At 70.7% G+C, this 23,113-nt stretch carries 23 protein-coding genes; 13 read left to right on the forward strand and 10 right to left on the reverse strand.

The window, feature by feature from the left end; genetic code table 11:
- Positions 1–442 (reverse strand): hypothetical protein (locus tag ACBJ59_RS44950; RefSeq protein WP_375116211.1); only part of this gene is annotated, 442 nt, incomplete at its 3' end.
- Positions 443–567: 125 nt separating this feature from the next.
- On the opposite strand from ACBJ59_RS44950, the gene ACBJ59_RS44955 reads away from it, so the two are divergent.
- The 4 genes from ACBJ59_RS44955 (at position 568) to ACBJ59_RS44970 (ending at position 3,288) form a co-directional block, all read left to right on the forward strand.
- Positions 568–1,185 carry a hypothetical protein gene (locus ACBJ59_RS44955; protein ID WP_375116212.1) on the forward strand — a complete coding sequence of 206 codons (618 nt, stop codon included), beginning with the start codon at positions 568–570 and terminating at the stop codon, positions 1,183–1,185.
- Positions 1,186–1,189: 4 nt separating this feature from the next.
- Positions 1,190–1,540 carry a cupin domain-containing protein gene (locus ACBJ59_RS44960; RefSeq protein WP_375116213.1) on the forward strand — a complete coding sequence of 117 codons (351 nt, stop codon included), beginning with the start codon at positions 1,190–1,192 and terminating at the stop codon, positions 1,538–1,540.
- Between the two features lie 66 nt (positions 1,541–1,606).
- Entirely contained in the window at positions 1,607–2,680 is a 1,074-nt protein-coding gene (locus ACBJ59_RS44965) for an adenosine deaminase (protein ID WP_375116214.1), read from the forward strand.
- Complete coding sequence (locus tag ACBJ59_RS44970) at positions 2,677–3,288, forward strand: PH domain-containing protein (protein ID WP_375116215.1); 612 nt, start codon at positions 2,677–2,679, stop codon at positions 3,286–3,288. The genes ACBJ59_RS44965 and ACBJ59_RS44970 overlap by 4 nt, the downstream gene beginning before the upstream one ends.
- Here the strand turns inward: ACBJ59_RS44970 and ACBJ59_RS44975 are convergent.
- From ACBJ59_RS44975 to ACBJ59_RS44985, 3 genes are read right to left on the reverse strand one after another with little or no spacing between them, the layout of a single operon-like run.
- Positions 3,278–4,006: an enoyl-CoA hydratase/isomerase family protein gene (locus ACBJ59_RS44975; protein ID WP_375116216.1), complete on the reverse strand. Its 729-nt coding sequence runs from the start codon at positions 4,004–4,006 to the stop codon at positions 3,278–3,280. The two genes, ACBJ59_RS44970 and ACBJ59_RS44975, sit on opposite strands and share 11 nt — an antisense overlap.
- The gene (locus tag ACBJ59_RS44980) at positions 4,003–5,475 is read right to left on the reverse strand and encodes an AMP-binding protein (RefSeq protein ID WP_375116217.1); all 1,473 of its coding nucleotides are present in this window, start codon (positions 5,473–5,475) and stop codon (positions 4,003–4,005) included. Before ACBJ59_RS44980 ends, ACBJ59_RS44975 begins: the two co-directional genes overlap by 4 nt.
- Positions 5,435–6,112 (reverse strand): TetR/AcrR family transcriptional regulator, encoded by a 678-nt coding sequence (locus ACBJ59_RS44985; RefSeq protein ID WP_375116218.1) that lies wholly within the window; start codon positions 6,110–6,112, stop codon positions 5,435–5,437. The genes ACBJ59_RS44980 and ACBJ59_RS44985 overlap by 41 nt, the downstream gene beginning before the upstream one ends.
- A gap of 112 nt (positions 6,113–6,224) precedes the next feature.
- On the opposite strand from ACBJ59_RS44985, the gene ACBJ59_RS44990 reads away from it, so the two are divergent.
- Genes ACBJ59_RS44990 through ACBJ59_RS45000 form a run of 3 tightly spaced genes read left to right on the forward strand, consistent with a single transcriptional unit; the run spans position 6,225 to position 8,442 of the window.
- A complete protein-coding gene (locus ACBJ59_RS44990; protein WP_375116219.1) occupies positions 6,225–7,034 on the forward strand; it encodes a MerR family transcriptional regulator in 810 nt (269 codons plus the stop codon).
- 1 nt (position 7,035) lies between these two features.
- Positions 7,036–7,941, forward strand: a complete 906-nt coding sequence (locus tag ACBJ59_RS44995) for a sigma-70 family RNA polymerase sigma factor (protein ID WP_375116220.1) — start codon at positions 7,036–7,038, stop codon at positions 7,939–7,941.
- Between the two features lie 15 nt (positions 7,942–7,956).
- Positions 7,957–8,442 (forward strand): GyrI-like domain-containing protein, encoded by a 486-nt coding sequence (locus tag ACBJ59_RS45000; protein WP_375116221.1) that lies wholly within the window; start codon positions 7,957–7,959, stop codon positions 8,440–8,442.
- 253 nt (positions 8,443–8,695) lie between these two features.
- Here ACBJ59_RS45000 and ACBJ59_RS45005 read toward each other — a convergent pair whose 3' ends face one another.
- Genes ACBJ59_RS45005 through ACBJ59_RS45025 form a run of 5 tightly spaced genes read right to left on the reverse strand, consistent with a single transcriptional unit; the run spans position 8,696 to position 14,151 of the window.
- Positions 8,696–9,421, reverse strand: a complete 726-nt coding sequence (locus ACBJ59_RS45005) for a hypothetical protein (RefSeq protein ID WP_375116222.1) — start codon at positions 9,419–9,421, stop codon at positions 8,696–8,698.
- A 4-nt stretch (positions 9,422–9,425) separates the two neighbouring features.
- Positions 9,426–11,054 (reverse strand): phospho-sugar mutase, encoded by a 1,629-nt coding sequence (locus tag ACBJ59_RS45010; RefSeq protein WP_375116223.1) that lies wholly within the window; start codon positions 11,052–11,054, stop codon positions 9,426–9,428.
- The gene (locus ACBJ59_RS45015; protein WP_375116224.1) at positions 11,051–11,854 is read right to left on the reverse strand and encodes a purine-nucleoside phosphorylase; all 804 of its coding nucleotides are present in this window, start codon (positions 11,852–11,854) and stop codon (positions 11,051–11,053) included. The genes ACBJ59_RS45010 and ACBJ59_RS45015 overlap by 4 nt, the downstream gene beginning before the upstream one ends.
- 3 nt (positions 11,855–11,857) lie before the next feature.
- The gene (locus tag ACBJ59_RS45020) at positions 11,858–13,162 is read right to left on the reverse strand and encodes a M20/M25/M40 family metallo-hydrolase (RefSeq protein WP_375116225.1); all 1,305 of its coding nucleotides are present in this window, start codon (positions 13,160–13,162) and stop codon (positions 11,858–11,860) included.
- Complete coding sequence (locus ACBJ59_RS45025) at positions 13,159–14,151, reverse strand: Lrp/AsnC family transcriptional regulator (RefSeq protein ID WP_375116226.1); 993 nt, start codon at positions 14,149–14,151, stop codon at positions 13,159–13,161. The genes ACBJ59_RS45020 and ACBJ59_RS45025 overlap by 4 nt, the downstream gene beginning before the upstream one ends.
- A 110-nt stretch (positions 14,152–14,261) precedes the next feature.
- Here ACBJ59_RS45025 and ACBJ59_RS45030 point away from each other — a divergent pair, with 110 nt between their 5' ends.
- Positions 14,262–15,566 (forward strand): MFS transporter, encoded by a 1,305-nt coding sequence (locus ACBJ59_RS45030; RefSeq protein ID WP_375116227.1) that lies wholly within the window; start codon positions 14,262–14,264, stop codon positions 15,564–15,566.
- Here ACBJ59_RS45030 and ACBJ59_RS45035 read toward each other — a convergent pair.
- Positions 15,563–16,054, reverse strand: coding sequence for a gamma-glutamylcyclotransferase (locus ACBJ59_RS45035; protein ID WP_364112574.1), 492 nt, complete (start codon positions 16,052–16,054; stop codon positions 15,563–15,565). The genes ACBJ59_RS45030 and ACBJ59_RS45035 overlap by 4 nt on opposite strands.
- Positions 16,055–16,267: 213 nt before the next feature.
- On the opposite strand from ACBJ59_RS45035, the gene ACBJ59_RS45040 reads away from it, so the two are divergent.
- The 5 genes from ACBJ59_RS45040 (at position 16,268) to ACBJ59_RS45060 (ending at position 23,103) form a co-directional block, all read left to right on the forward strand.
- Positions 16,268–17,656, forward strand: a complete 1,389-nt coding sequence (locus ACBJ59_RS45040; protein ID WP_375116228.1) for an NAD(P)H-quinone dehydrogenase — start codon at positions 16,268–16,270, stop codon at positions 17,654–17,656.
- A 133-nt stretch (positions 17,657–17,789) separates the two neighbouring features.
- A complete protein-coding gene (locus ACBJ59_RS45045; protein WP_375116229.1) occupies positions 17,790–20,087 on the forward strand; it encodes a TIM-barrel domain-containing protein in 2,298 nt (765 codons plus the stop codon).
- A gap of 17 nt (positions 20,088–20,104) precedes the next feature.
- Positions 20,105–21,412, forward strand: a complete 1,308-nt coding sequence (locus ACBJ59_RS45050; protein WP_375116230.1) for an ABC transporter substrate-binding protein — start codon at positions 20,105–20,107, stop codon at positions 21,410–21,412.
- Positions 21,413–22,285 carry a sugar ABC transporter permease gene (locus ACBJ59_RS45055; RefSeq protein ID WP_364112566.1) on the forward strand — a complete coding sequence of 291 codons (873 nt, stop codon included), beginning with the start codon at positions 21,413–21,415 and terminating at the stop codon, positions 22,283–22,285.
- Complete coding sequence (locus ACBJ59_RS45060; protein ID WP_375116231.1) at positions 22,282–23,103, forward strand: carbohydrate ABC transporter permease; 822 nt, start codon at positions 22,282–22,284, stop codon at positions 23,101–23,103. The genes ACBJ59_RS45055 and ACBJ59_RS45060 overlap by 4 nt, the downstream gene beginning before the upstream one ends.
- The last annotated feature ends 10 nt before the right edge of the window (positions 23,104–23,113 follow it).

A 23,113-nucleotide genomic window follows, 5' to 3' on the forward strand; every position in this document is an offset into this window, starting at 1 on the left:
GTTCGGGGGTGGGGGGTGGGGGTGCGGCGGGGAAGAGGTCGGGGTGGGTGGCCTGGAGGTGGGCGCGGGCCTGGTGGAGCTCCTTGTCCAGGACCGCGATCCACAGGCCCGTGACCGCCGCCGCCTGGTGCGGGGGCAGCCCGTCGTGGAAGCGCGCGACGACGGCGGCCCTGGCCTTCGGCGGCAGGTCGCCGAGCAGGTACGCCCCGGGCTCCCGCGGCGCCGGCACCCGTACGGACTGGTAGCGGCCGTACAGCTCGCGCAGCACCGCGTGCGCCGGGTGGTTCCAGCGGACCGAGGACCAGCGGCGGCAGACCGTGACCAGCGACTCGATCGCCAGCTCGCGGGCGCGGTCCGGGTCGCCGGTCAGCAGGTACGCGGTGCGGGCGAACGAAGGCCCGTAATTAGCCAGAAAAATCGATAAATCGTTCGATTTAATCACGTATATGACTCCTTGTGGACTGATCAGGGTAGAGGTCGCCCGCGGTCCGATGGAAGGCCCACGAAACCCCGTACCGATCCGCCGCCACACCGCTTGCAGGCCCGTGGGCTGGGCATCTACCGGGCATGCGCCCGTCATCCCCGCACCGCCGCGGCCGGCCGTCGCGCGCCCGCGCGGCCGTCCCGCTCGCCTGCCTCGCCGTGCTGACCGCCTGCGGCACCGCCCAGCAGGCCACCCTGCCGGACTCGCCTCCGGCGACCGAAACAGGCCCGGAAACAGGTCCGGGGACGGCAACGGCCACCGAGCCCGGCACCCCGACCAGCACCGCCGAGGTGGAGGTCAATCGCGACGGCATCGAGCCCGCGGTCGTGACGGCCGTGCGATACGCCGCCCACGGCACGTACGACCGGCTGGTCGTGGACCTCAAGGGCGGCATCCCCGGATACACCGTGAAATGGATGGACGAGCTCGTACAGGACGGCTCGGGCAAGCCCATCGACGTGCGCGGCGGCGCCTACCTGCAGCTCACGCTCTTCCCCGCCAACGCCCACGACGATGAGGGCGTGCCCACCTGGCACGGCGGCCCCATCTACCCGGCGAGCCTGGACAACCTGACCGACGTCGTCAGGACCGGCGACTTCGAGGGCCGCGTCGGCATCGGTCTGGTGCTGGCCCGGCGGTCCGCGTTCCGGGTCACGGAGCAGGGCTCGCCGAACCGCCTGGTCCTCGACGTGGCACACTGACGTCGTGGTGAGAAAGATCGAGGGCCCGGCCCGCATCCCCGTACCCGGCGGCAAGCTCATCGACGAGCACGTGGGCCGCGTCAGCAGTGGCGACGAGGAGATCTCCATCGCCCACATGACCGCTCCGCCGGGCTGGGAGGAGCCGGCGCAGACGCCGTCGTTCACCGAGTACACCGTGGTCCTGCGCGGCACGGTGATCGTGGAGCACGCCGAGGGCAGCACGCGCGTCGAGGCCGGGCAGTCCGTGGTGACGTCGCCGGGCGAGAAGGTCCGCTACAGCGTCGGGCCCGAGGGCGCCGAATACATCGCCGTGTGCCTGCCCGCGTTCTCGCCGGAGAGCGCCGGACGGGATTGAGCCCTCGCCGGCGGAGCCGGGCCGCGTCATGGCGGGAGGGCTGGACGGGGCTCATATCATGGCCAGATGAGCCCCACCCTTGACCAGATCCGGCGGGCTCCCAAGGTGTTGCTGCACGATCATCTCGACGGCGGGCTCCGCGCCGAGACGATCGTCGAGCTGGCCCGGGAGACCGACTACGGCCGGCTGCCCACCCACGATCCCGACAACCTGCGCCTGTGGTTCGAGGAGGCGTCGGACTCGGGGTCGCTCGAACGCTACCTGGAGACGTTCGACCACACGGTCGCCGTCATGCAGACCCGCGAGTCGCTCGTGCGCGTGGCCGCCGAGTGCGCGGAAGACCTGGCCGACGACGGCGTCGTCTACGCCGAGGTGCGCTTCGCGCCCGAGCAGCACACCACCCTGGGGCTGAGCCTCGACCAGGTGGTGGAGGCGGTGCTCGAAGGGTTCGGGCAGGGCTCGGCGGGCCGCGGCATCCGGGTGGGCACGCTGCTCACGGCCATGCGGCACCAGGCGCGCTCCAGGGAGATCGCCGAGCTCGCGGTGCGCTACCGCGACGGCGGCGTGGTGGGGTTCGACATCGCGGGGGCCGAGGCCGGCTACCCGCCCACCAGGCATCTTGACGCGTTCGAATACCTGCAGCGGGAGAACGCCCACTTCACCATCCACGCCGGCGAGGCGTTCGGGCTGCCGTCGATCTGGCAGGCCATCCAGTGGTGCGGCGCCGACCGGCTGGGCCACGGCGTGCGCATCATCGACGACATCTCCGTGGCCGACGACGGGTCCGCGAAGCTGGGGCGGCTGGCGGCGTACGTCCGCGACAAGCGGATCCCGCTGGAGATGTGCCCCACCTCCAACCTGCAGACCGGGGCCGCGGCGTCGATCGCCGAGCACCCCATCGGGCTGCTGCGGCGGCTGCACTTCCGGGTCACGGTCAACACCGACAACCGGCTGATGAGCTCGACCAGCACGTCGCTGGAGTTCCACAAGCTGGTCGAGACGTTCGGCTACGGCTGGGACGACCTGCAGTGGTTCGCGGTCAACGCGATGAAGTCGGCGTTCATCCCGTTCGACGAGCGGCTGGCGCTGATCAACGGCGTGATCAAGCCGGGGTTCGCCCAGATCAAGTGGCAGCCGTGAAGCAGGTCTACCGCTCCAGGACCGCATTCGTCCTGGGCTGGGTGTGGCTGGGTTTCGTCGCGCTCAACGTCTGGGACCTGACCGCCCGCTACAGCGGCAAGGCGTCGCTGGTGGCGCTGGCCGTGCTCGGGATGCTGACGGCGCTGGTCTACACGGTCGCGCTGCGCCCCGCCACCGTCTTCACGGAGGCGGGGCTGGTGGGGCGCAACCCGTTCCGCACCACGTTCCTGCCGTGGGCCACGATCGAGGACGTCACGGTGTCCCACTCCGTCAACATCCACCACGGCGACGGGCAGGTGCTGCGGTTGTGGACGCCGATGAGCAGCGCGCGCGAGCGGGCCAAGGCGCAGCGGCGCGGCACCACCACCCCGCAGCGGGGGCGCTACAAGACCGAGCCGACGCTGTCGAAGGGCGAGCAGGCGGCGGCGGAGGCGTTCGCGGGCAAGACGCACGCCGACTGGGTGGGCGACCAGATCCGCGAGCGCGCCGAGTCGGCCCGGCGCCGCGGTGAGGAGGCGGCGCCGGCCCGGGTGAGCTGGTCCTACGACGCGATCGCGGTGCTGGTGGTGGGGGTGGCGCTGGTTCTCGCGGCCGTCGTCATCCCCTAGCCCTGTTGACGAACCTCGACATCCCGGCCTGGGCGATGCCCGACGCCTCCACCTGCTTGGCCGCCTCCGTCTCCACCTGGAAGGCCCGCTCGACCTCCGCCAGCGGCGGGCGCAGCAGGGCGAGGTGGACGGCCGTGGCCGTGCCGGGGGCGGTCCAGTGGCGCACGCGGGCGATCGCCGACTCCACCAGCTCCTCCGGGGCCACGATCTCGTCCAGCAGGCCGACGGCCACGGCCTGCTCGGCGCTCATGCGGGTCGAGTCGAGCACCAGCCGCAGCGATCTCGCGCCCACCAGGCGGGGGAGCAGGTAACTGGCGGCGTTCGAGATCGACAGGCCGATGTGGTTCTCCGGGAGGAAATACTCCGTCGCCGGTGTGCCGATGCGGGTGTCGAAGCAGAGCGTCCACTCGGCGGCACCGCCCACGGCCAGGCCGTTGACCGCGGCCACCACCGGCACCCGCGTCTCCAGCACGGCCCTGGTCATGTCGTGGAAGAGCTCCACCTCCTCGACCAGCGACCGGCCGACGGCCTGGTGGATGTCCTCGCCGGCCGAGAACGCCCGTCCGGTGCCGGTGACCACGATGCCTCTGGCGCTGCCGCCGTGCTCGCGGATGGCCGCCGCCAGGTCCGCGCGCATGGCGGCGGTGAGGGCGTTGAGCTTGTCGGGGCGGGCGAGCGTGATCAGGGCCACCTCGTCGCGTACGGTCACGTCGATCATTTCTGCTCCTTGTCGACCGGGATGGCTGGGGCGGCGCGCTGGTCGCGCCCGGGTGGGAGGAGGTGGCGCTTCTCGACGCGGGCCGACGGGGTCAGCGGGAACTCCTCGACGAACTCGACGTACGCCGGGATCTTGAAGCGGGCCAGGCGCTCCCTGGCGTGCTCGATCACGCTCTTCGCGGTCTCGGGGGTGGCGGCGTGGCCGGGGCGGAGCTGGAGGAACGCCTTGGGCAGCTCGCCGAACAGCTCGTCCGGGATCGGCACCAGGGCCGCCGACAGGACGGCCGGGTGCCGGGCGAGCACGCTCTCCACCTCGGCGCAGGAGATGTTCTCGCCGCCCCTGCGCACCATGTCCTTGATCCGCCCGGCGTGGTGGATGTAGCCGTGTGAGTCGCGGAAGCCCAGGTCGCCCGTGTGGTACCAGCCGTCCCTGAAGGCGTGGGCGGTGGCCTCCGGGTGGTTCCAGTAGCCCTTCATCATGGGCACGCCCCTGACCAGGATCTCGCCGGTCTCCGCGGCGAGCTCCACCTCCTTGCCGGGCGGCGCCAGGCCCATGGCGCCGGTGCCGACCGTCTCCTCCGCGTCGAGGGGCACCACCAGGTCGGGGCCGCTCTCCGTGGAGCCGTACAGCTCCCGCCAGGGGGTCCCCCAGCGCTCCTCGAACGTGCGGTGCAGGTCCGGCTGGATGCCGGAGCACAGCACCACGCGCATGCGGTTGTCGCGGTCGTGCGGGTGGGGCGGCTGCTTGTGCATCAGGAGGGGCATCGTGCCCAGCACGTACGTCAGCGTCGCCCCGTGCTCCCTGGCCGAAGCCCAGAAGCCGGAGGCGGAGAAGCGGGGGAGCACCACGAGGGGGATGCCTCCGAGGAGGCAGAGGAGGGTGACCCACTGGGGGTCCATGTACGAGTACGCCTGCGCGATCATGAAGACGTCGTCGTCGCGCAGGCGTACCTGGTCGGCGGCGATCCGGGCGGTCCTGAGCCAGTAGTCGTGGGTGAGCATGCAGGCTTTGGGGAAGCCCGTGGTGCCCGACGTGTACTGAAAATTCGCCACATCATCGGGATTGGCCGGTGCGGTGGGGCGGGGGGTTCCGTCCTTCAGGGCGTCCAGGAGGTGCACCGTGCCGGGAAGGTGCGGGGCGTGCTCGGCGGTCGTGACGGTGGCCACGGCGCCCGAGTCGCGCAGGACGTGCTCCAGGTCGGCGGCCCGGTAGCGGACGTTCACCGGCACGGTGATCGCGCCCGCCTTGAGGATCGCCAGCCAGCTCAGCGGCCAGCCGGGCACGTTGTCCATCATGATCGCCACCCGGTCGCCCGGGCGTACGCCCTTGTCGATCAGGGCTCCGGCCAGCCGGTCGGAGCGTTCGTCGGCGGCGGCGAAGGTCAGGGAGGTGTCGGGGAAGCGGAGGAACTCGCGGTCGCCGTACGTGCTAGCGGCGTGCCTCATCAGGTCGGGGATCGTGTCGTGCATCCGGCGGCTCCCAGGGGAATTCGGGCAGCAGGGAGGGATCGGCGGTCGCGACGACCTGGGCCGGGGCGCGGACGGCGGCCAGGCCGATCGTGACGAACTCGGCGCACACCTGCTCCAGCGTGGAGTCCCCGTCGGGGCGGTACCACTCGCTGGTGCCGGTGCACATGGACATCAGGGCGAGCCGGGTCAGCCGCTGGTCGGCGAGGCGGAACGTGCCCTCGGCGACCCCGTCGGCCAGCGCGTCCTTCCAGTGGGCCTCGTACGCGTCGCGCAGGGTGATGATCTCGTCGTGGGCGGCGGAGCCGGGGGTGAGGGAGCGCAGCTCGCCGTCCATGACGCGGGTGGTCATGGGGTTGCGGGCGTGGATGGCGGTGAGCGAGCTGATGAGCAGGGAGAGGCGGTCGGCGGGGCGTTCGTACGGGGCCAGCATGCGCTCCGTGGCCTCGATCAGCCCGCGCTGGGCCACCCGCATGAGGTCGGCCAGCAGGGCTTCCTTGCTGGTGACGTGGTGATAGATCCCGGCGTTGGTCATGTTGACCGCCTTGCCGAGGTCTCTGATGCTCGTGGCGGCGTAGCCCTGGCGGGCGAACAGCAGCACCGCCGCCGTCCTGATCCGCTCGCCGGCGTCGTTGGTCATGGACTCCTACCGAACGTTCGGTCGCCCGCTTTGACCCGAAAATACCCCAAGATATGAGAAACCGCCATAGGTTGACCCTGACACGGTGTCAGGCGCTAGACCTGGGGAGGACATGTTCAGCATCGGAGACTTCGCCAGGCTGGGGCTGGTGTCCGTACGCATGCTGCGCCACTACGACGCCATCGGCCTGCTGCGCCCCGCGCACGTGGACCCGGCCACCGGATACCGCTCCTACCAGGCCGAACAGCTCGCCCGGCTCAACCGCATCGTCGCGATCAAGGATCTCGGCTTCACGCTGGAGCAGGTCAGGGCGATCCTCGACGAGAAGGTGAGCACCGAGGAGCTGCACGGCATGGTGCGCCTGCGCCGCGCCGAGCTCGAGGCCCGGATCAGCGCCGACCTGGCCAGGCTGCGGAGCGTCGAGGCGCGGCTGCGTACGATCGAGACGGAGGGGCACATGCGTACGGCGGAGGTCGTGCTGAAGCGGGTCGAGCCCGTCCGCGTCGCCCAGCTCGCCGCCAGGGCGGCCAGTTACCAGGGCGAGGACATCGGGCCGGTCATCGGCCCCCTGTTCGAGGAGCTCTGCCGGCGGGTGGCGGCCGCCTGCGTCCGGATCACCGGGCCCGGCATCGCCCACTACCGGGAGGAGGCCGACGGCTCGATCATGGTGCACGCCTGCCTGCCGGTGAACGTGGCGCCCGGCGGCCACGACTTCGAGGTGGTCGACCTGCCCGCCGTCGAGACGGCCGCGACGATCATCCACCACGGGCCGATGGAGGACGTGGGGCCGACGTTCCAGGCGCTGGCCCACTGGATCGAGGAGAACGGCCGCCGCTCCCGCGACCTGGCCAGGGAGATCTCCCTGCACTGCCCGGACGACCGGGACGAGTGGGTCACCGAGCTGCAGATCGAAGTGAGCTGACATGGAGCTGGAAGCGCACCGGGCCGAGCTGACCGGCTACTGCTACCGCATGCTCGGCTCCGGGTTCGAGGCCGAGGACGCGGTGCAGGAGGCGTTCGTCAGGGCGTGGCGCACGTACGACCCCGGCCGCGGGCCGCTGCGCCCGTGGCTGTTCCACCTGGCCACGAACATCTGCCTCGACATGCTCAGGGGCCCGCAGCGGCGCGCCCGCGCCATGGACCTCGGCCCCGCCGCCGTCCCCGGGGCCGAGCTGGGCGTGCCGCTCCCGGAGAGCCGCTGGGTCCAGCCCGTGCCCGACGCCCGCGTCCTCGACCCCGCCGACCTGGCCGTCTCCAGGGAGACGGTGCGCCTGGCGTTCGTGGCGGCCCTGCAGCACCTGCCGCCCCGGCAGCGCGCCGTCCTCATCCTCCGCGACGTGCTGAAGTGGAGCGCCGCCGAGACCGCCGACCTGCTGGCCACCACGGTCACCTCGGTCAACAGCGCCCTGCAACGCGCGCGGACCCGCCTCCCGGCGACGGCCCCGCTCGACGCCGAGGTGGACGAGGGGCTGCTGGCCCGGTACGTGTCGGCGTTCGAGCGCTACGACGTGGACACGCTGGTGTCGCTGCTGCACGAGGACGCGACGTCGTCCATGCCGCCGTTCACGTGGTGGTTGCGGGGGCGCGCGGACATCCGGGCGGTCCTGCTCGCCTCGGGCGCGCCCTGCGCCGGGTCCCGCCTGCTGCCGACGCGGGCCAACGGCTGCCCGGCCTTCGGGCAGTATCTCAACGGGGAGCCGTTCGCCCTGGTCGTCATGGAGGTGGCCGGGGGGCTGATCGTGGGGGAGACCACTTATCTCGATCCCGGGTTGTTCCCGTTGTTCGGGCTGCCGATGAGTTTCGAGGCCGCGCTCCGTACTGAGGGATGAAGGAGGCAACACAACATGCCACAGATCGTCGAATTCCCCGAACGTCCGTACGCCGGGGTGCGCCGTACCATCACCATGACCACCTTCGGCCTCGTCGCGGACCGCATCGGTGAGATCATCGGCTGGCTGGCCGAGCGCGGCATCGCCCCCGCGGGGGCGCCGTTCCTGAGGTACCACAGCATTGACATGGCCAACGACCGGTTGGTGGTGGAGGCCGGGGTGCCGGTCGCCACGCCGGTGGAGGGCGAGGGCGACATCCTCCCCGGCACACTGCCCGCCGGCCGCTACGTCGCCGTCTCCCACCACGGCCACCTCGACCAGCTCGCCGGCGTCATCGAGTCCCTGCTGAAGTGGGCCGGCGAGCAGGGCCTGGAGTGGGACATGACCGACAAGGACGGCGTGGAGCACTGGGGCTGCCGTCTGGAGCTCTACAACACGAACCCGATGGTCGAGCCCGACATGAACAACTGGGACACCGACCTGCAGTTCCGCCTGGCCTGACCCCTCGGGCAGCGGGACCCGCGCCCCAGGTCCCCCTGCCCGATCCGCCACCTGCCGCCGCCCGGTTACGTCGCGGCCGCCGCGCCACTCCACGGATCCGACCATCGTGATCGTCTTCGCGACGGGCTCCTTGTCCGCGCCGAAGGGCTTGCGGGTCCGCAATGTGGCGGCGCTCCGTGGCCGGCCGGACGGACGGTCAGTGCCGAGGGTCGGGTCCGGGATGGCGGCACGCAGGGAACAACAGCTCGTGGGCTCACGCGCCGCGCATGAACGCCAGGTCCTCCCCCCAGGAATCCAGCACGTCCCCGTGCCCGGCCGCCCGCGCGTACGGCTCCAGGTCGTTCAGCAGTACCCGCACGGCCGCCGGGGCCTCGGCGGACAGGGCCGCCTCCAGCCGGGGCAGCAGCTTCTCGGCACTCCACAACGCCGGGCCCAGCGGATGGTGGCGCAGCTCCCACTCCAGGTACTTGTTGTACGGCCGCACCCGCCCGTGCAGCGCGAACACGTAAGCCAGGTAGGAAGGAACGGTCTCCGCCCCGTCCAGCAGGACACCGACGCGGTTGCCGTCACGGCCGTTCTTCAGGCACCGGTACGCGCTGTTGAGGAACACGCCCAACGCCTCCCGCCCCACCACGTCGGCCTCGCCGGGCGTGAGCGTGGCCTTCGCGGTGACCAGGGAGGCGATCAGGCCGTCGGCGGTGTCCTTCAGGACCTTGGCGTAGGCGAAGGCGTACCGGTTCCACTCGGTGCCGGAGCCGGGGAGCGCGTGGCCCCGGAACTGCTCCAGCGTCATGATCACCGCGTCCACGAGCTCGTCCCGACGAGGCTCGTGCGCCGCCCCCTCGGCGACGATCAGGTAGACGTCGTGGTCGGAGTGGGCGGTGGCGGTGCCTTCGCGGGCCTGGGAGCCGCTCAGCACCACCCCCGTCACCGCCGGGTCCGGCCCGATCCGGGCCATGAAGCCCTCGAACGTCTCCATCCCGCTAGAGTGCCAGCCGCGCCGCCAGATCCGCTCTCAGGGCGTCGAGCTGCTCCTCCGCGCGGCTCCTGGCCTCGGCCGGCGTGCCCGTCACCGGGACGACGACCTCCAGGTAGCACTTCAGCTTGGGCTCCGTGCCCGAGGGACGTACGACCACGCGGGCGTCCCCCGACAGGCGGTAGCGCAGCCCGTCGGTCGGCGGCAGGCCCCCGTCGCCCTTCGTCAGGTCGTCGGCCCGCTCCACCGCAAGGCCCCCGAGCGTCGCGGGCGGGTCGGCGCGCAGCCCGGACATGGCGGCGGCGATCTGCGACAGGTCGGCCACCCGGAACGACAGCTGCGACGTCGCGTGCAGCCCGTAGCGCCGGGCCTGGTCGTCCAGGAGGTCCAGCAGCGTGCGGCCGTCGCGCTTGGCCGTCGCCGCGATGCCCGCCACCGTCAGCGCCGCCCCGATCCCGTCCTTGTCCCTGACCGGCAGGCCCGCGTCGGATCCGACGCTGTAGCCGATGGCCTCCTCGTAGCCGAACACCAGCCCGGGACCGGCCTTGATGATCCACTTGAAGCCGGTCAGCGTCTCGCCGTACCGGATGCCGTGCGCGCGGGCGATCTTGCCGAGCAGGGTGGAGGAGACGATGGTGGTGGACACCATGCGGTCGCCGGTGGTGTGCGTGATCACGTGCTCGGCGAGCAGGCCGCCGACCTCGTCGCCGGTCAGCATGCGTACGCCGCCGCCGGGCAGCGGCACGCCCACCGCGCACCGGTCGGCGTCGGGGTCGTTGGCCAGGACCAGGTCCGCGTCCAGCTTGGCGGCCAGGGCGGTGGCCAGGTCCATCGCCCCCGGCTCCTCCGGGTTGGGGAAGGAGACCGTGGGGAAGTCGGGGTCGGGGTCGCGCTGCTCCTCGACCGCTATCGGGCTCTCGAAGCCGGCGGCCAGGAAGGCGCCGGTCAGGACGGCCGCGCCGACCCCGTGCAGCGGGGTGTAGGCCACGCGCAGGTCGCGGTCCTCGCCCAGGGGCAGGGACGTCACGGCGTCGATGTAGTCGTCGACGATGCCCTCGCCCAGCTCCGTCAGGGTGCCGGGACCGTTCAGCGGCAGCTCGTCCACCCGGCCCACGGCGTCGATGGCGGCCGAGATCTCGGCGTCCAGCGGCGGCACGATCTGGGAGCCGTCACCCCAGTAGACCTTGTAGCCGTTGTCGCGCGGCGGGTTGTGGCTGGCCGTGACCGCCACCCCGGCGTCCGCGCCGAGGTGCCGCACGGCGAAGGCGAGCACGGGCGTGGGGAGCGGCCCCGGCAGCAGGGACGCGTGCAGCCCGGTTCCCGTCAGCACCGCAGCGGTGTCGCGGGCGAACACGTCCGACTTGTGCCGGGCGTCGTAGCCGATGATCACGTGCTTGCCCGGCCCGAGCACCTTGGCCAGGCCGGCGGCGGCACGCATGACGGTCACCCGGTTCATCCGGTTGGGGCCCGCGCCCAGCTCGCCGCGCAGCCCCGCCGTGCCGAACTCCAGCTTGGCCCCGAATCGGTCCTGGACGGCCGCCAGGTCCTCGCGCTCGATCAGCTCGGAGAGCTCGGCCCGGGTGTCGGGGTCGGGGTCCTGCGCCAGCCACTCGTTCGCCTCCCGCAGCAGGCTCACAGCCGGTCCACCACCTTGGCCAGCAGCACGCCCATGCGGGCGGCCGTGGCCCGGCCCACCTCCAGGACCTCCTCGTGGTTGAGCGGCTCGCCGGACAGGCCCGCGCCCGGGTTGGTGACCAGGGAGATGCCGAGCACCTCCATGTCCGCCTCGCGGGCGGCGATGGCCTCCAGGACGGTGGACATGCCGACCATGTCGCCGCCCAGCGTGCGGAGCATGCGGATCTCGGCCGGCGTCTCGTAGGTGGGGCCGCGGAAGGCCACGTAGACGCCCTCGGCCAGGGTCGGGTCGATCTCGCGGACCAGCGCGCGCAGGCGGCCCGAGTAGACCTCGGTGAGGTCGATGAACGTGGTGCCGGTGATCGGGTTGGCGCCGGTCAGGTTGATGTGGTCGCTGATCAGGACGGGGTCGCCGACGTTCTGCGTCTCGGGCCGCAGGCCGCCGGCCGCGTTGGTGAGCACGATCGTGCGGACCCCGGCCGCGGCCGCCGTGCGGACGCCGTGCACGACCGCGTCCACACCGAGCCCCTCGTACAGGTGGGTACGCCCGAGGAAGATCAGCGCGTGCCGGCCGGTCGAGGTGCGTACGACGCGGATCTTGCCGCCGTGCCCCGCCACGGCCGGGGCGCGGAAACCCGGCAGGTCGGTGAACGGGATCTCGCTCACCGTCTCGCCGATCGCGTCGGCGGCGGGCACCCACCCCGACCCCATGACAAGTGCCACCTCGAAGGTGTCGAGCCCGGCGGCGCTGCGCAGCGCCGCGGCGGACTCGTCGGCCAGGGTGTATGCGTCTTTGCTCACATCTCAGTAGTTTAGGAGGAGCCTGTCCAGAACCCGCACCCCGAACTGCAGCGCGTCGACCGGCACCCGCTCGTCCACCCCGTGGAACATCGAGGCGAAGTCCATGTCCGCCGGGAGCCGCAGCGGCACGAACCCGAACCCGCGCACCCCCAGGTCCGCGAAGAACGTCTTGTTGTCGGTGCCGCCCGACATGCAGTACGGGATCGCCCGCGCCGACGGGTCCTCGGCCTTGAGCGCCGCGACCATTGACTCCACGAGGGCGCCGTCGAACGAGGTCTCCAGCGCGATGTCGTGGTGGATGAACTCGCGCCGCACCTTCGGCCCGAGCAGCCCGTCCACGGTCTTGAAGAACTCCTCCTCGAACCCCGGCAGAAAGCGCCCGTCGACCACGGCCGTGGCCTGGCCGGGGATGACGTTCGACTTGTAGCCGGCGCCGAGCTGGGTCGGGTTCGTGGTGTTGCGCAGCGTGGCGCCGACGAAGCGGACCAGCGGCCCGATCCTGTCCAGGACGGGCTGCGGGTCGTCCTCGTCGAACGGGATCCCGAACGCGTCGGCGACCTCGGTGAGGAACTGGCGGACGGTGGGGGTGTAGGTCAGCGGCCAGTCGTGCTCGCCGATCCTGGCCACGGCCCTGGCGACCTCGGTGACGGCGTTGTCGGCGTTCAGCATCGAGCCGTGCCCGGCCGTGCCGTCGGCGATCAGCTTCATCCAGGCCAGGCCCTTCTGGGCGGTCTCGATCAGGTAGAGCCGCAGGGACGGGTCCACCTCCAGGGAGTAGCCGCCGACCTCGCTGATCGCCTCGGTGACGCCCTCGAACAGCTCGGGGTGGTGGGCGGTGAGGTATTTCGCGCCGTACACGCCGCCGGCCTCCTCGTCGGCCACCCAGGCGAAGACCATGTCGCGCCGCGGCCTGAGCCCCTCGCGCTTGAAGCGGCGCAGCACCGCCAGCATCATCGCGTCCATGTCCTTCATGTCCACGGCGCCGCGGCCCCAGATGTAGCCGTCGCGCACCTCGCCCGCGAACGGGTCCACCGACCAGTCGGCGGCGTTGGCCGGCACGACGTCCAGGTGGCCGTGCACGAGCAGGGCGGGCAGCGACGGGTCGGTGCCCTCGACGCGGGTGATCACGTTGCCGCGGCCCGGCTCGCTCTCGATGTAGGTGGACTCGATCCCGACCTCGGACAGCCTGGCCATGACGACCTCGGCCGCGGCCCGCTCGCCGGGGCCGCTGCCGTCCCCGTAGTTGCTGCTGTCGGCGCGGATCAGCTCGACGCACAGGTCGGCGACTTCCAGTTCGGCGGGTGTCATGGCGTTTTCTCCCAACGGTGGTCCAACGTGAGCAGTCCGGACTTGTGGAGGTGGCCGCGCTTGTAGGCGCGGGTGATCAGGGTGAGGTCGACGTCGGTGATCTCGTCGAACCGGCCGACGACGCCGGTCATGAACCGGTAGAGGTCCGCCTCGTGCGCCGACACGACCTGCACGATGAGGGAATGCGTGCCCGTGGTGGCGGCGCAGTAACGGACGTTCGGGTGCGCTGCCAGTTCCTGGCCGACCAGGTCGAGACCGTGAGGGCGGACCTTCAGCCACAACATGGCCTCGACCTCCAGGCCGAGCAGCGCGGGCTCCACCTCCGCCCGCGGCAGCAGCAGCCGCCGCTCGATCAGCGAGGTGACCCGCCTGCGGGCGGTCGGCACGGAGATGTCCAGCCGCTCGGCGACCGCGGTGAAGGCGATCCGGCCGTCGGCGGTGAGGAGCTCGGCGATCTCCTGCTCCAGAGGTGACAGGCCGTCCTCGTCGGGCAGGCACTCCGGCAGCGGGTCCGGCCGCAGCTCGGCGACCTCCCGCTCGGTGAGGTACGGAGCGTGCCACTCGGCCACGGTCCTGAACGTGTGGAGCACGACTTGAGTCTGCGTCTGCAGGACGCCGTCGATGTCGGAGACCTGCGAGGACAGGATGCGGTGCAGGTCCTCCCGCGAGGGGGAGACCAGCTCGCAGCCGATGTCCGCGGCGCCGGTCAGGGAGTAGACCGACCGCGTGTCCGGCCGGTCGGCCAGCGCCTTGGCGACCTGTGCCGCCGTCCCCGGGCGTACCTGGACGTGCAGGTGCACGGGGCGGCCGTGCCCGGTGCGCAGGTCGTCGTAGATGGCCGTGACCCGGACGACCCCCTCCGAGATCAGCCGCTGCAACCGCCGGGCGACCGTGCGCTCGTGCTCGCCCACGGCCCTGCCGATCTCGCCCCACGAGGCGCGCGGGCTGACTTGCAGGGCGGCGACGAGTCGCCGGTCGAGAACATCCACCTGCGGCCGTTTCTGTGTCGGGATTGTAAATATTGGTCCGGACATTTGACTGTTTCGGTCTTCCGAATGCACAGTAAGCCATCACCGCACCTGGCAGCAAAGGAGCCCACGTGGCCACCACCCCTGTGGCACACTCCCCACTCGGCATCCCCAAGAGCCGCGTACGCCAGCTCATGGCGGCCAGCATCGGCAACGTGGTCGAATGGTACGACTGGTACGCCTACAGCGCCCTCGCGACGTTCTTCTCCGTCCAGATCTTCCCGCCCAGCGCCGGCAACCCCCTGGTGCCGCTGCTGAGCTCCTTCGCGGTCTTCGCCGTGGGCTTCTTCATGCGCCCGCTCGGCGGCCTGCTGGTCGGCGCCTTCGCCGACAGGTACGGGCGCAAGTCCGCCATGACGTTCACGATCGTGCTCATGGGCGTCGGCTCGCTGCTCGTCGGCCTGACCCCCACCTACACGGCGGCCGGCCTGCTGGCCCCGGTCATGCTCACCGTGGCCCGGCTCATCCAGGGCCTGTCGGTGGGCGGCGAGTTCGCCGCCGCGACCACGTTCCTCGTGGAGTCGGCCCCCAAGGGCCGCCGCGGCCTCTACTCGAGCTTCCAGTACGTCAGCACCACCATCGGCCAGCTCATCGCCACCGGCCTGGCGGCCCTGCTGGCCACGATGCTGGTCACGGCCGACATGGACTCCTGGGGCTGGCGCGTCCCGTTCTTCGTGGGCGCCCTGCTCAGCCTCGTGGGCCTGTGGATCCGCAAGGGCGCCGACGAGACCTCGGCCGTGGCGGAGGAGATCCAGCGGGGCGAGACGCAGCGGCCCAAGCTGTTCGAGTTCCTCAGGAGCTATCCGAGGTCGGCCGCGACGATCGTGGGCATCACCATCGCCGGCACGGTCGCGTACTACACGTGGACCACGTTCCTGCCCACGTACGCGCAGATCACCGTGGACTTCGACAAGGCGGACTCGCTCCAGATCGGCACCATCTGCCTGGTCTTCTTCATGGTCCTGCAGCCGCTGCTCGGCATGTTGTCGGACCGGATCGGGCGCAGGCCGATGCTGATCACCTTCGGGCTGGGCTTCGTCATCCTGCCCGTGCCGCTGCTCGGCCTGCTCACCGACGCCTACTGGAGCCTGCTGGTCGTGCAGCTCGTCGGCATGGTCTTCCTCGGCTGCTTCACCTCGATCTCGGCCGCGGTGAACTCCGAGCTCTTCCCGACCCGGGTGCGGGCGGCGGGCGCCGGGTTCCCGTATTCGCTGACCGTGGCGCTCTTCGGCGGCACCGCCCCGCTGATCGGCACCGCGCTGCAGGAGGCGGAGAGCCCCGGGCTCTTCCCGTGGTACATGTCCGCGCTGGCGCTGGTCTCCCTCCTGGTCTACCTCTTCGTCCTCAAGGAGACCAAGGACGAGCCGCTGCGTTAACCGCCGAACGAGGTGCAGGGGCGCTCCCGCAGCTCCTTGACGTAGTCGTCGGGGGCGCCCGCCCGCTCGGCCGCCTCGGCCAGGCTGCCCAGGTAGCGGGCCGAGGGCAGCCCGCCCTCGTAGCCGTCGAGCACGTAGAACCAGGCCACGACCTCGCCCTCCAGGGTCTGCACCCGCAGCCGCACCTTGTGGTAGGCGCCGCGCACCGCGCCCTCCCACTGGTCGAGCGAGGTCTCCTCCCAGTCGGGCACGTCATAGAGGACCACGAACACGTGCTCGTCGGGATCCTCGACGATCGTGGCGATCGAGCCCTCCCACGCCAGGTCCATGCCGCCGAACGTCAGCCGCCAGCCCGGCAGCCAGCCCACACCCCAGATCGGTGAATGGGGGGCACGCATGGCCATCTGCTCCGGATCCATGTTCGTGCCGTACGCGCCATAGAGTTTGAGGTCACTCGGCTTCCCCGACCGATCAGAAGGCCACGCCACGATCCACCCCTCTCGCCGGGTGCGTCTTCGTCATCCAGCTACCGCGCCATCCTGCCACGCTGGACGGCCGCGACGGTCCATCGGATCCGGGCGTAAGGGCGTCGTGTCACACTTCGTCGCCCAGATCCCGATCGTCCCGGCGGACCGGGGCATCGGAGGCGTGGGAACGGCCCCGTTGCAGCTTCACGCCGGTCGTGCGGGACAATGGAACATGTGACGAGGATCGTGATCATCGGCGGCGGACCAGGCGGCTACGAGGCGGCACTGGTGGCCGCCCAGCTAGGCGCGCAAGTCACGATGGTCGAGCAGGACGGCCCCGGTGGTGCGTGCGTGCTCACTGACTGCGTGCCGTCCAAGACGCTGATCGCGACCTCCGTCCGCAAACAGGCTCTGCTCGACGCGTCCTCCGTGGGCGTGTCGTTCTCCGGCGGGCCCGACGGGGACACCGGGGTGGTCGGGGTCGACCTGCCACTGGTCAACAAGCGGGTCAAGGAGCTGGCCCAGGCCCAGTCGGCCGACATCGCGGCGCGGGTCGAGGCCGAGGGCGTCGAGATCGTCAACGCGCGCGGCCGGCTGGTGGATCCGCAGGTGGTGCGGGCGGGGGACCGCACGATCAGGGCCGACGTCGTGCTGGTGGCCACCGGGGCGACGCCGCGCGTGTTGCCGGGGGCCGAGCCCGACGGGGAGCGGATCCTCAACTGGCGCCAGCTCTACGACCTGGACGAGCTGCCCGAGCACCTGATCGTGGTCGGCTCCGGGGTGACGGGGGCGGAGTTCGCGGGCGCCTACCGCTCGCTGGGGTCGGAGGTCACGCTGGTCTCCAGCCGGGACCGGATGATGCCCAATGAGGACGCCGACGGCGCCGAGGTGCTCGAAGAGGTCTACCGGCGGCGCGGCATGAACGTCATGGGCCGTTCCCGGGCCTCCTCCGTCAAGCGCACGTCCCACGGGGTGGTCGTCACGCTGGAGGACGGGCGCACGGCCGAGGGGTCGCACGCGCTGATGACGGTCGGCATGGTCCCCAACACCTCCGGCATGGGCCTGGAGGAGGCCGGGGTGCAGCTCGACCGGGGCGGGTTCATCAAGGTGGACAAGGTCTCGCGCACGTCCGCGCCCGGGGTCTACGCGGCCGGCGACTGCACCGGCGTGCTGATGCTCGCCTCCGTCGCCGCCATGCAGGGCCGGATCGCGGTGTGGCACGCGCTGGGGGAGGCCGTGCAGCCGCTGCGGCTGGCCACGGTGGCCTCCAACATCTTCACCGACCCGGAGATCGCGGCGGTGGGCGTCGCCCAGCGGGCCATCGAGGCCGGCGAGATCGAGGCGAACGTGGTCAAGCTGCCGCTGGCCACCAACGCGCGGGCCAAGATGCAGGGGTTCAACGACGGGTTCGTGAAGCTGTTCTGCCGCCCGCACACCGGGATCGTGCTGGGCGGCGTGGTCGTGGCCCCCCGGGCCTCCGAGCTCATCCTGGCCGTGTCCGTGGCGGTGCAGCAGCGGCTGACCGTCGACCAGCTGGCCCACACGTTCGCGGTCTACCCGTCGTTGTCGGGGTCGATCACCGAGGCCGCCCGGCGGCTCATGCAGTCCGGCGTGCCCATCTAGTCACAGCGGTCCCCAGGCGCGTGGTGCGGTGCACCACGCGCCTTTTCGCGTTCCCGGCAGTCGCACCGTTGACGTTTGTTGGTATGGACAGCAAACTAATTCACGAGTTTGCGCCGTGTTTGAAGGAGCTTCCATGCCCTATCGCCCACCCTTGGTCGCGCACGAGTACTTCGTCGCGGACCCGCCCGAGTTGCCGGTCCGCACGCGCGGCGAGACCGGCCTGTCGGCGGTCACCGCCGCCGAGCTGGTCGCGGCCGACGGTGCCGAGGTGATGCTGAAGGCGGTGACCTCGGCGGAGGAGACGCTGGTCGTCCAGGTCGGTGTGGCGGGCGAGGGCGTGATCCGGGTGCGGTTGTCCGAGGACGCCACCGCCCGGCCGCGCTCCGAGGGCGCGATCTCGCTGGTGACGCCCGGCACGTACTCAGGGGCACGTGCCGTGGCGGAGCCGGGTGAGCCGATCGTGCTCGACGCCGGGTCGTTGCGGGCCGAGATCACCTTGGCGCCGTGGCACCTGCGCTTCACCGACGCGGCCGGGGCCACGCTGGTCGAGCAGGACCGCGGGCACACCGACATCAGCGGCCGCCTGCGTACGCTGCCGTTCGGGCGCTCCAGTTCCGGGGGTACGCCCGTGGCCTATCACGAGAGCTTCGCCGCCGCGCCCGACGAGGCGTTCGCCGGGTTCGGCGAGTCGTTCACCCGGCTGGACAAGCGCGGCCAGCGGCCGGTCATGTGGAACTTCGACGCCTTCGGGGCCGAGTCGCAGCGGGCGTACAAGAACGTGCCCCTGTACGTGTCCAGCCACGGGTACGGCGTGCTGGTCGACAGCGGGGCGCCCATGGAGTTCGACATGTGCCAGTCCACGCACAGCGTCGTGCAGATCGTGGTGCCCGACGACGTGATGGACTACTACGTGATCGCCGGGCCGACGCCGTCCGAGGTTCTGGACCGTTACGACCTGCTGACCTGCCGGCCCTCGCTGCCGCCCAAGTGGGCGTTCGGGACCTGGATCTCCTCGGGGTTCCGCGTGGACAGCCAGGAGCGGGTGCTGGCCCGGGCGCGCACGATCAGGGAGCGCGGCATCCCGTGCGACGTGCTGCACCTGGACACCTACTGGCAGACCGACGGCCACTGGTCGGACCTCAGGTGGGACCCGGAGAACTTCCCGGACCCGGCCGGCATGCTGGCCGAGCTGGAGGGGATGGGGTTCAAGGTCTGCCTCTGGATGAATCCCTATATTTCCCACCTCAGCCCGACATTCCGCGAAGCCGCCGAAGCCGGATATTTCCTGAAGAACCAGGACGGAGCCCCGTACGTCGCCGACTGCTGGCACGGCTCCTTCCCCGCCTGCGGCATCGTGGACCTCACGAACCCGGCGGCCGTCGAGTGGTTCAAGGACCTGCTGCGCCCGCTCCTGCGCCAGGGCGTGGCCGCGTTCAAGACCGACTTCGCCGAGGGCGTGCCCAGCGACGCGGTGGCGTTCAACGGCATGACCGGCACCGACCTGCACAACGTCTACACCCTGCTGTTCAACGACGTCGTCGCCGGCGTCACCCGCGAGGTCAACGGGCACGAGCTGGTGTGGGCACGCTCGTCGTACCTGGGCGGCCAGCGGCACAGCGCCCAGTGGGGCGGCGACACCTACACCAGCTACGCCGCCATGGGCAGCACGATCCGGGGCGGGCTCGCGCACGGCCTGTCCGGCGTGCCGTTCTGGAGCCACGACGCCGGCGGCTTCACCGGCCGCCCGACCGACGACCTGTACGTCCGCTGGGCCCAGTTCGGCGCCCTGTCGCCGCTGCTGCGGCTGCACGGCACCACGACCCGCGAGCCGTGGGAGTTCCCGGAGGTCGAGGCGGAGGCCGTGGCGGCGCTGAAGTTGCGTTACCGGCTGATGCCCTACATCTACTCGGCGGCCGTCGAGGCCGCGCGCACCGGCGCGCCGATGATGCGCGCGCTGTGCGTGGACCATCCGGACGATCCGGTGGCCTGGCAGGCCGACCTGCAGTACCTGCTCGGCCGCGACCTGCTCGTCGCCCCCATGACCGCGCCGGAGGGCACCCGGCAGGTGTACCTGCCGCGCGGCCGGTGGGTGGACCACTGGACGGGCGAGGTGCTGGACGGCGCCCGCTACGTCCGGGTCAGCAAGCCGCTCGACCAGATCCCGCTGTTCGTCCGGTACGGCGCGCTCATCCCTGTCCAAGAGCAGGGCGACACGGTGGACGTGCCGGCCGAGATCACCCTCGTCGCCTTCGGGGGCGGCGACGGCCCCGGCACCCACACTGCCGAAATCCACGACGCGGACGGCGTGACGGTCGCCGTCGCCACCAGGGACGGCGACGAGCTGCGCGTCGTCGTCACCGGCCCGAAGCGGGTCACCGGGGTCGAGATCGTCCCGGCGACCGGAGCTCCCGTGCGGACCGTCATCTCGTAACACCCCCTGGAGGGATCATGGTCAAACTGAGAGGTGCCGCGGTGCTGGCCGCCGCCGCGCTCGCCCTGTCGGCCTGCGGCTCGGGCGGAGGCTCGGACACCCCCAGCCCGAGTGGAACCCAGCCCCGCGTGCTGAAACTCTGGCACTACGAGTCGGCCGACAGCGCCATGGGCAAGGCGTGGGCCGAGGCGATCAAGAAGTTCGAGGCGTCGCACCCGAACGTGACCGTCGAGTTCGAGGAGAAGGGCTTCGAACAGATCCAGAAGACGGCCAGCATGGTGCTCAACTCCGACGAGGCGCCCGACATCATGGAGTACAACAAGGGCAACGCCACGTCCGGGCTGCTGTCCAAGCAGGGCCTGCTGACGGACCTGAGCGAGCAGGTCACCAAGCGCGGCTGGGACAAGCTGCTGCCCGGCGGCCTGCAGACCACCGCCAGATATGACGACCGGGGCGTGATGGGCACCGGCAAGTGGTTCGGCGTGCCCAACTACGGCGAGTTCGTGATGGTCTATTACAACAAGGAGCTGTTCGACAAGCACAAGGTCGCGGTCCCGACCACGTACGAGGAGTTCACCGCCGCGCTGGACACCTTCGTCAAGGCCGGGGTGACCCCCGTCTCGAACGCCGGCGCCGAGTACCCGGCGCAGCAGATCTTCTACCAGCTCGCGCTGACCAAGGCGCAGAAGCCGTGGCTGGAGGCGTTCCAGTCCTACAAGGGCAAGGTCGACTTCCACGGCCCCGAGTTCACCTACGGCGCCGACACGTTGGCCGACTGGGTGAAGAAGGGCTACATCGCCAAGAACTCCGCCGGGCTCAAGGCCGAGGACATGGGCGTGGCGTTCATGAACGGCAAGTTCCCCATCGTGATCAGCGGAAGCTGGTGGTACGGCCGCTTCGCCTCCGAGATCAAGGACTTCGAGTGGGGGCACTTCCTGTTCCCCGGCGCCACGATGTCGCCCGGTTCGAGCGGCAACCTCTGGGTGGTCCCCGAGAAGTCGGAGAACAAGGACCTGGCCTACGACTTCATCGACATCACGATGAGCAAGGACATCCAGAACCTGCTCGGCAACTCCGGGGGCGTCCCCGTGGCCGCCGACCCGGCCGCGATCACCGACGCGAAGAGCAAGGAGCTCATCGAGACCTTCAACAAGCTGACCACCTCCGACGGCCTGGCCTTCTACCCCGACTGGCCGGCGCCCGGCTACTACGACGTGATGGTGGCCGGGGTCCAGGAGCTCATCAACGGCAGCAAGACCTCCGCCCAGGTGCTGGACGAGCTGGCCAAGCCGTACGAGGACAACCTCGCCGACATTGGCAACTAGATGAGAGTGCGCACGAGCGGCAGGCGGGGGTACTGGCTCTACCTGATCCCCAGCCTGCTGCTGTTCCTGGCCGTCATCGTCGTGCCGTTCCTGATGAACGTCGGCGCCAGCTTCACCCGCTGGTCGGGGGTGGGCACGCCGCGCTGGATCGGGCTCGACAACTACACCCGGCTGCTGGCGGACGAGCGGTTCTGGCAGTCGTTCCAGCACAACGTGGGGCTGATCGTGGCCATGGCCGTCGTGCCGACCGCGATCGGCCTCGTGCTGGCGGCCGCACTGTTCGACTACATCGGCAAGCGGTTCGGGACGCGCACGGCCTCCGCGCTGCGCGCGATGTACTACCTTCCGCAGGTCCTGCCGGTGGCGGTGGCGGGCGTGGTGTGGGGGTGGATGCTGCACCCGTCGTACGGCGCCGTCAACCAGATCTTCGGGCTGGACCTCGACTGGCTCGGCGACCCCGACCTGGCGCTGGCCACGGTCATGGGGATCATGGTCTGGTTCCAGCTCGGCTACCCGGTCGTGATCTTCATGGCCGGGTTGCAGCGCGTGGACCCGTCCTACTACGAGGCCGCCGAGATCGACGGGGCCTCGTGGTGGCGCAAGTTCTGGCACATCACGATCCCGCAGATCCGGCCGGAGATCTTCGTGGTGCTGCTGACGTGCACGATCGCCGCGCTGAAGGTGTTCGGGCCGATCTTCGTGCTGACCCGCGGAGGGCCCGGCAACGCGACGATGGTGCCGTCGTACTTCTCGTACCTGAACTTCTTCCAGAAGAGCAACGTCGGGTACGGCTCCGCGATCGCCACGGTGCTGGCGCTGATCATCATCGTGGTGACGTTCCTGTTCCTGCGCGTCCAGGAGCGTGAGTCATGAGAGGGCCCGGACGCTGGGCCGTGCTGCTCGCGCTGGTCGTGCTCGCGGTCGTGATGATCTTCCCGTTCCTGATCGTGGGGATGAACGCGATCAAGTCGCCGGCCGAGTACAGCTCGCAGGGGCCGCTGAGCCTGCCCGACGGGCTCCACCTCCAGGGGATCGTCGACTTCTGGAACCGGGTGGAGTTCGGCACCAAGCTCTGGAACAGCTTCGTCATCAGCGCGTCCGTCGCGGTGCTGGCGGTCGTGCTGTCCGTGCTCAACGCGTACGCGCTGGGCATCGGCCGGGTGAAGGGCCGGCTGTGGATCCTGGTGCTGTTCCTGGTGGCCAACACGCTGCCGCAGGAGGCGCTGGCCTATCCGCTGTACTACCTGGCCAAGGCCGTGGGCCTCTACGACACCCAGCTCGCGGTGATCATCGTCATGACCGCCATCCAGGCGGCGTTCGGCACGTACCTGCTGAGCGCGGTCCTGGGCCAGTTCCCGAAGGAGATCCTGGAGGCGGCGGCGATCGACGGCGCGGGGCGGCTGCGGTCGTTGTGGCGGATCGTGGTGCCGATCAGCCGGCCGACGATCAACGTGCTGCTGATCTTCTTCTTCATCTGGACCTGGAACGAGTTCTTCCTGCCGCTGATCTTCCTGATCTCCAACGACACCCAGACGGTGCCCGTCGCGCTCGGTGTCCTGCAGGGCGAGAAGTACATGGACGCCACCATGTCCAGCGCCTCGGCCCTGCTCGGCGTCGTACCGGCGATCGCCTTCTTCCTGATCTTCCAGCGGACGCTGACCCGAGGTGTGACGGTCGGCGCCATCAAGTGATGGAGAACCC

This window comes from Nonomuraea sp. MTCD27 (assembly GCF_041950495.1).
Taxonomy (GTDB): Bacteria; Actinomycetota; Actinomycetes; order Streptosporangiales; family Streptosporangiaceae; genus Nonomuraea.

Bases quoted from the DNA above. Each gene is read 5' to 3' on its own strand.
- ACBJ59_RS45045 (WP_375116229.1), top strand. From the start codon at position 17,790: ATGCCCTATCGCCCACCCTTGGTCGCGCACGAGTACTTCGTCGCGGAC.
- ACBJ59_RS45020 (WP_375116225.1), bottom strand. From the start codon at position 13,162: ATGACACCCGCCGAACTGGAAGTCGCCGACCTGTGCGTCGAGCTGATC.
- ACBJ59_RS44975 (WP_375116216.1), bottom strand. From the start codon at position 4,006: ATGATCGACGTGACCGTACGCGACGAGGTGGCCCTGATCACGCTCGCC.
- ACBJ59_RS45005 (WP_375116222.1), bottom strand. From the start codon at position 9,421: ATGGAGACGTTCGAGGGCTTCATGGCCCGGATCGGGCCGGACCCGGCG.
- ACBJ59_RS44990 (WP_375116219.1), top strand. From the start codon at position 6,225: ATGTTCAGCATCGGAGACTTCGCCAGGCTGGGGCTGGTGTCCGTACGC.
- ACBJ59_RS45000 (WP_375116221.1), top strand. From the start codon at position 7,957: ATGCCACAGATCGTCGAATTCCCCGAACGTCCGTACGCCGGGGTGCGC.
- ACBJ59_RS44980 (WP_375116217.1), bottom strand. From the start codon at position 5,475: ATGCACGACACGATCCCCGACCTGATGAGGCACGCCGCTAGCACGTAC.
- ACBJ59_RS44955 (WP_375116212.1), top strand. From the start codon at position 568: ATGCGCCCGTCATCCCCGCACCGCCGCGGCCGGCCGTCGCGCGCCCGC.
- ACBJ59_RS45055 (WP_364112566.1), top strand. From the start codon at position 21,413: ATGAGAGTGCGCACGAGCGGCAGGCGGGGGTACTGGCTCTACCTGATC.
- ACBJ59_RS45060 (WP_375116231.1), top strand. From the start codon at position 22,282: ATGAGAGGGCCCGGACGCTGGGCCGTGCTGCTCGCGCTGGTCGTGCTC.
- ACBJ59_RS44965 (WP_375116214.1), top strand. From the start codon at position 1,607: ATGAGCCCCACCCTTGACCAGATCCGGCGGGCTCCCAAGGTGTTGCTG.
- ACBJ59_RS44995 (WP_375116220.1), top strand. From the start codon at position 7,036: ATGGAGCTGGAAGCGCACCGGGCCGAGCTGACCGGCTACTGCTACCGC.
- ACBJ59_RS45050 (WP_375116230.1), top strand. From the start codon at position 20,105: ATGGTCAAACTGAGAGGTGCCGCGGTGCTGGCCGCCGCCGCGCTCGCC.
- ACBJ59_RS44985 (WP_375116218.1), bottom strand. From the start codon at position 6,112: ATGACCAACGACGCCGGCGAGCGGATCAGGACGGCGGCGGTGCTGCTG.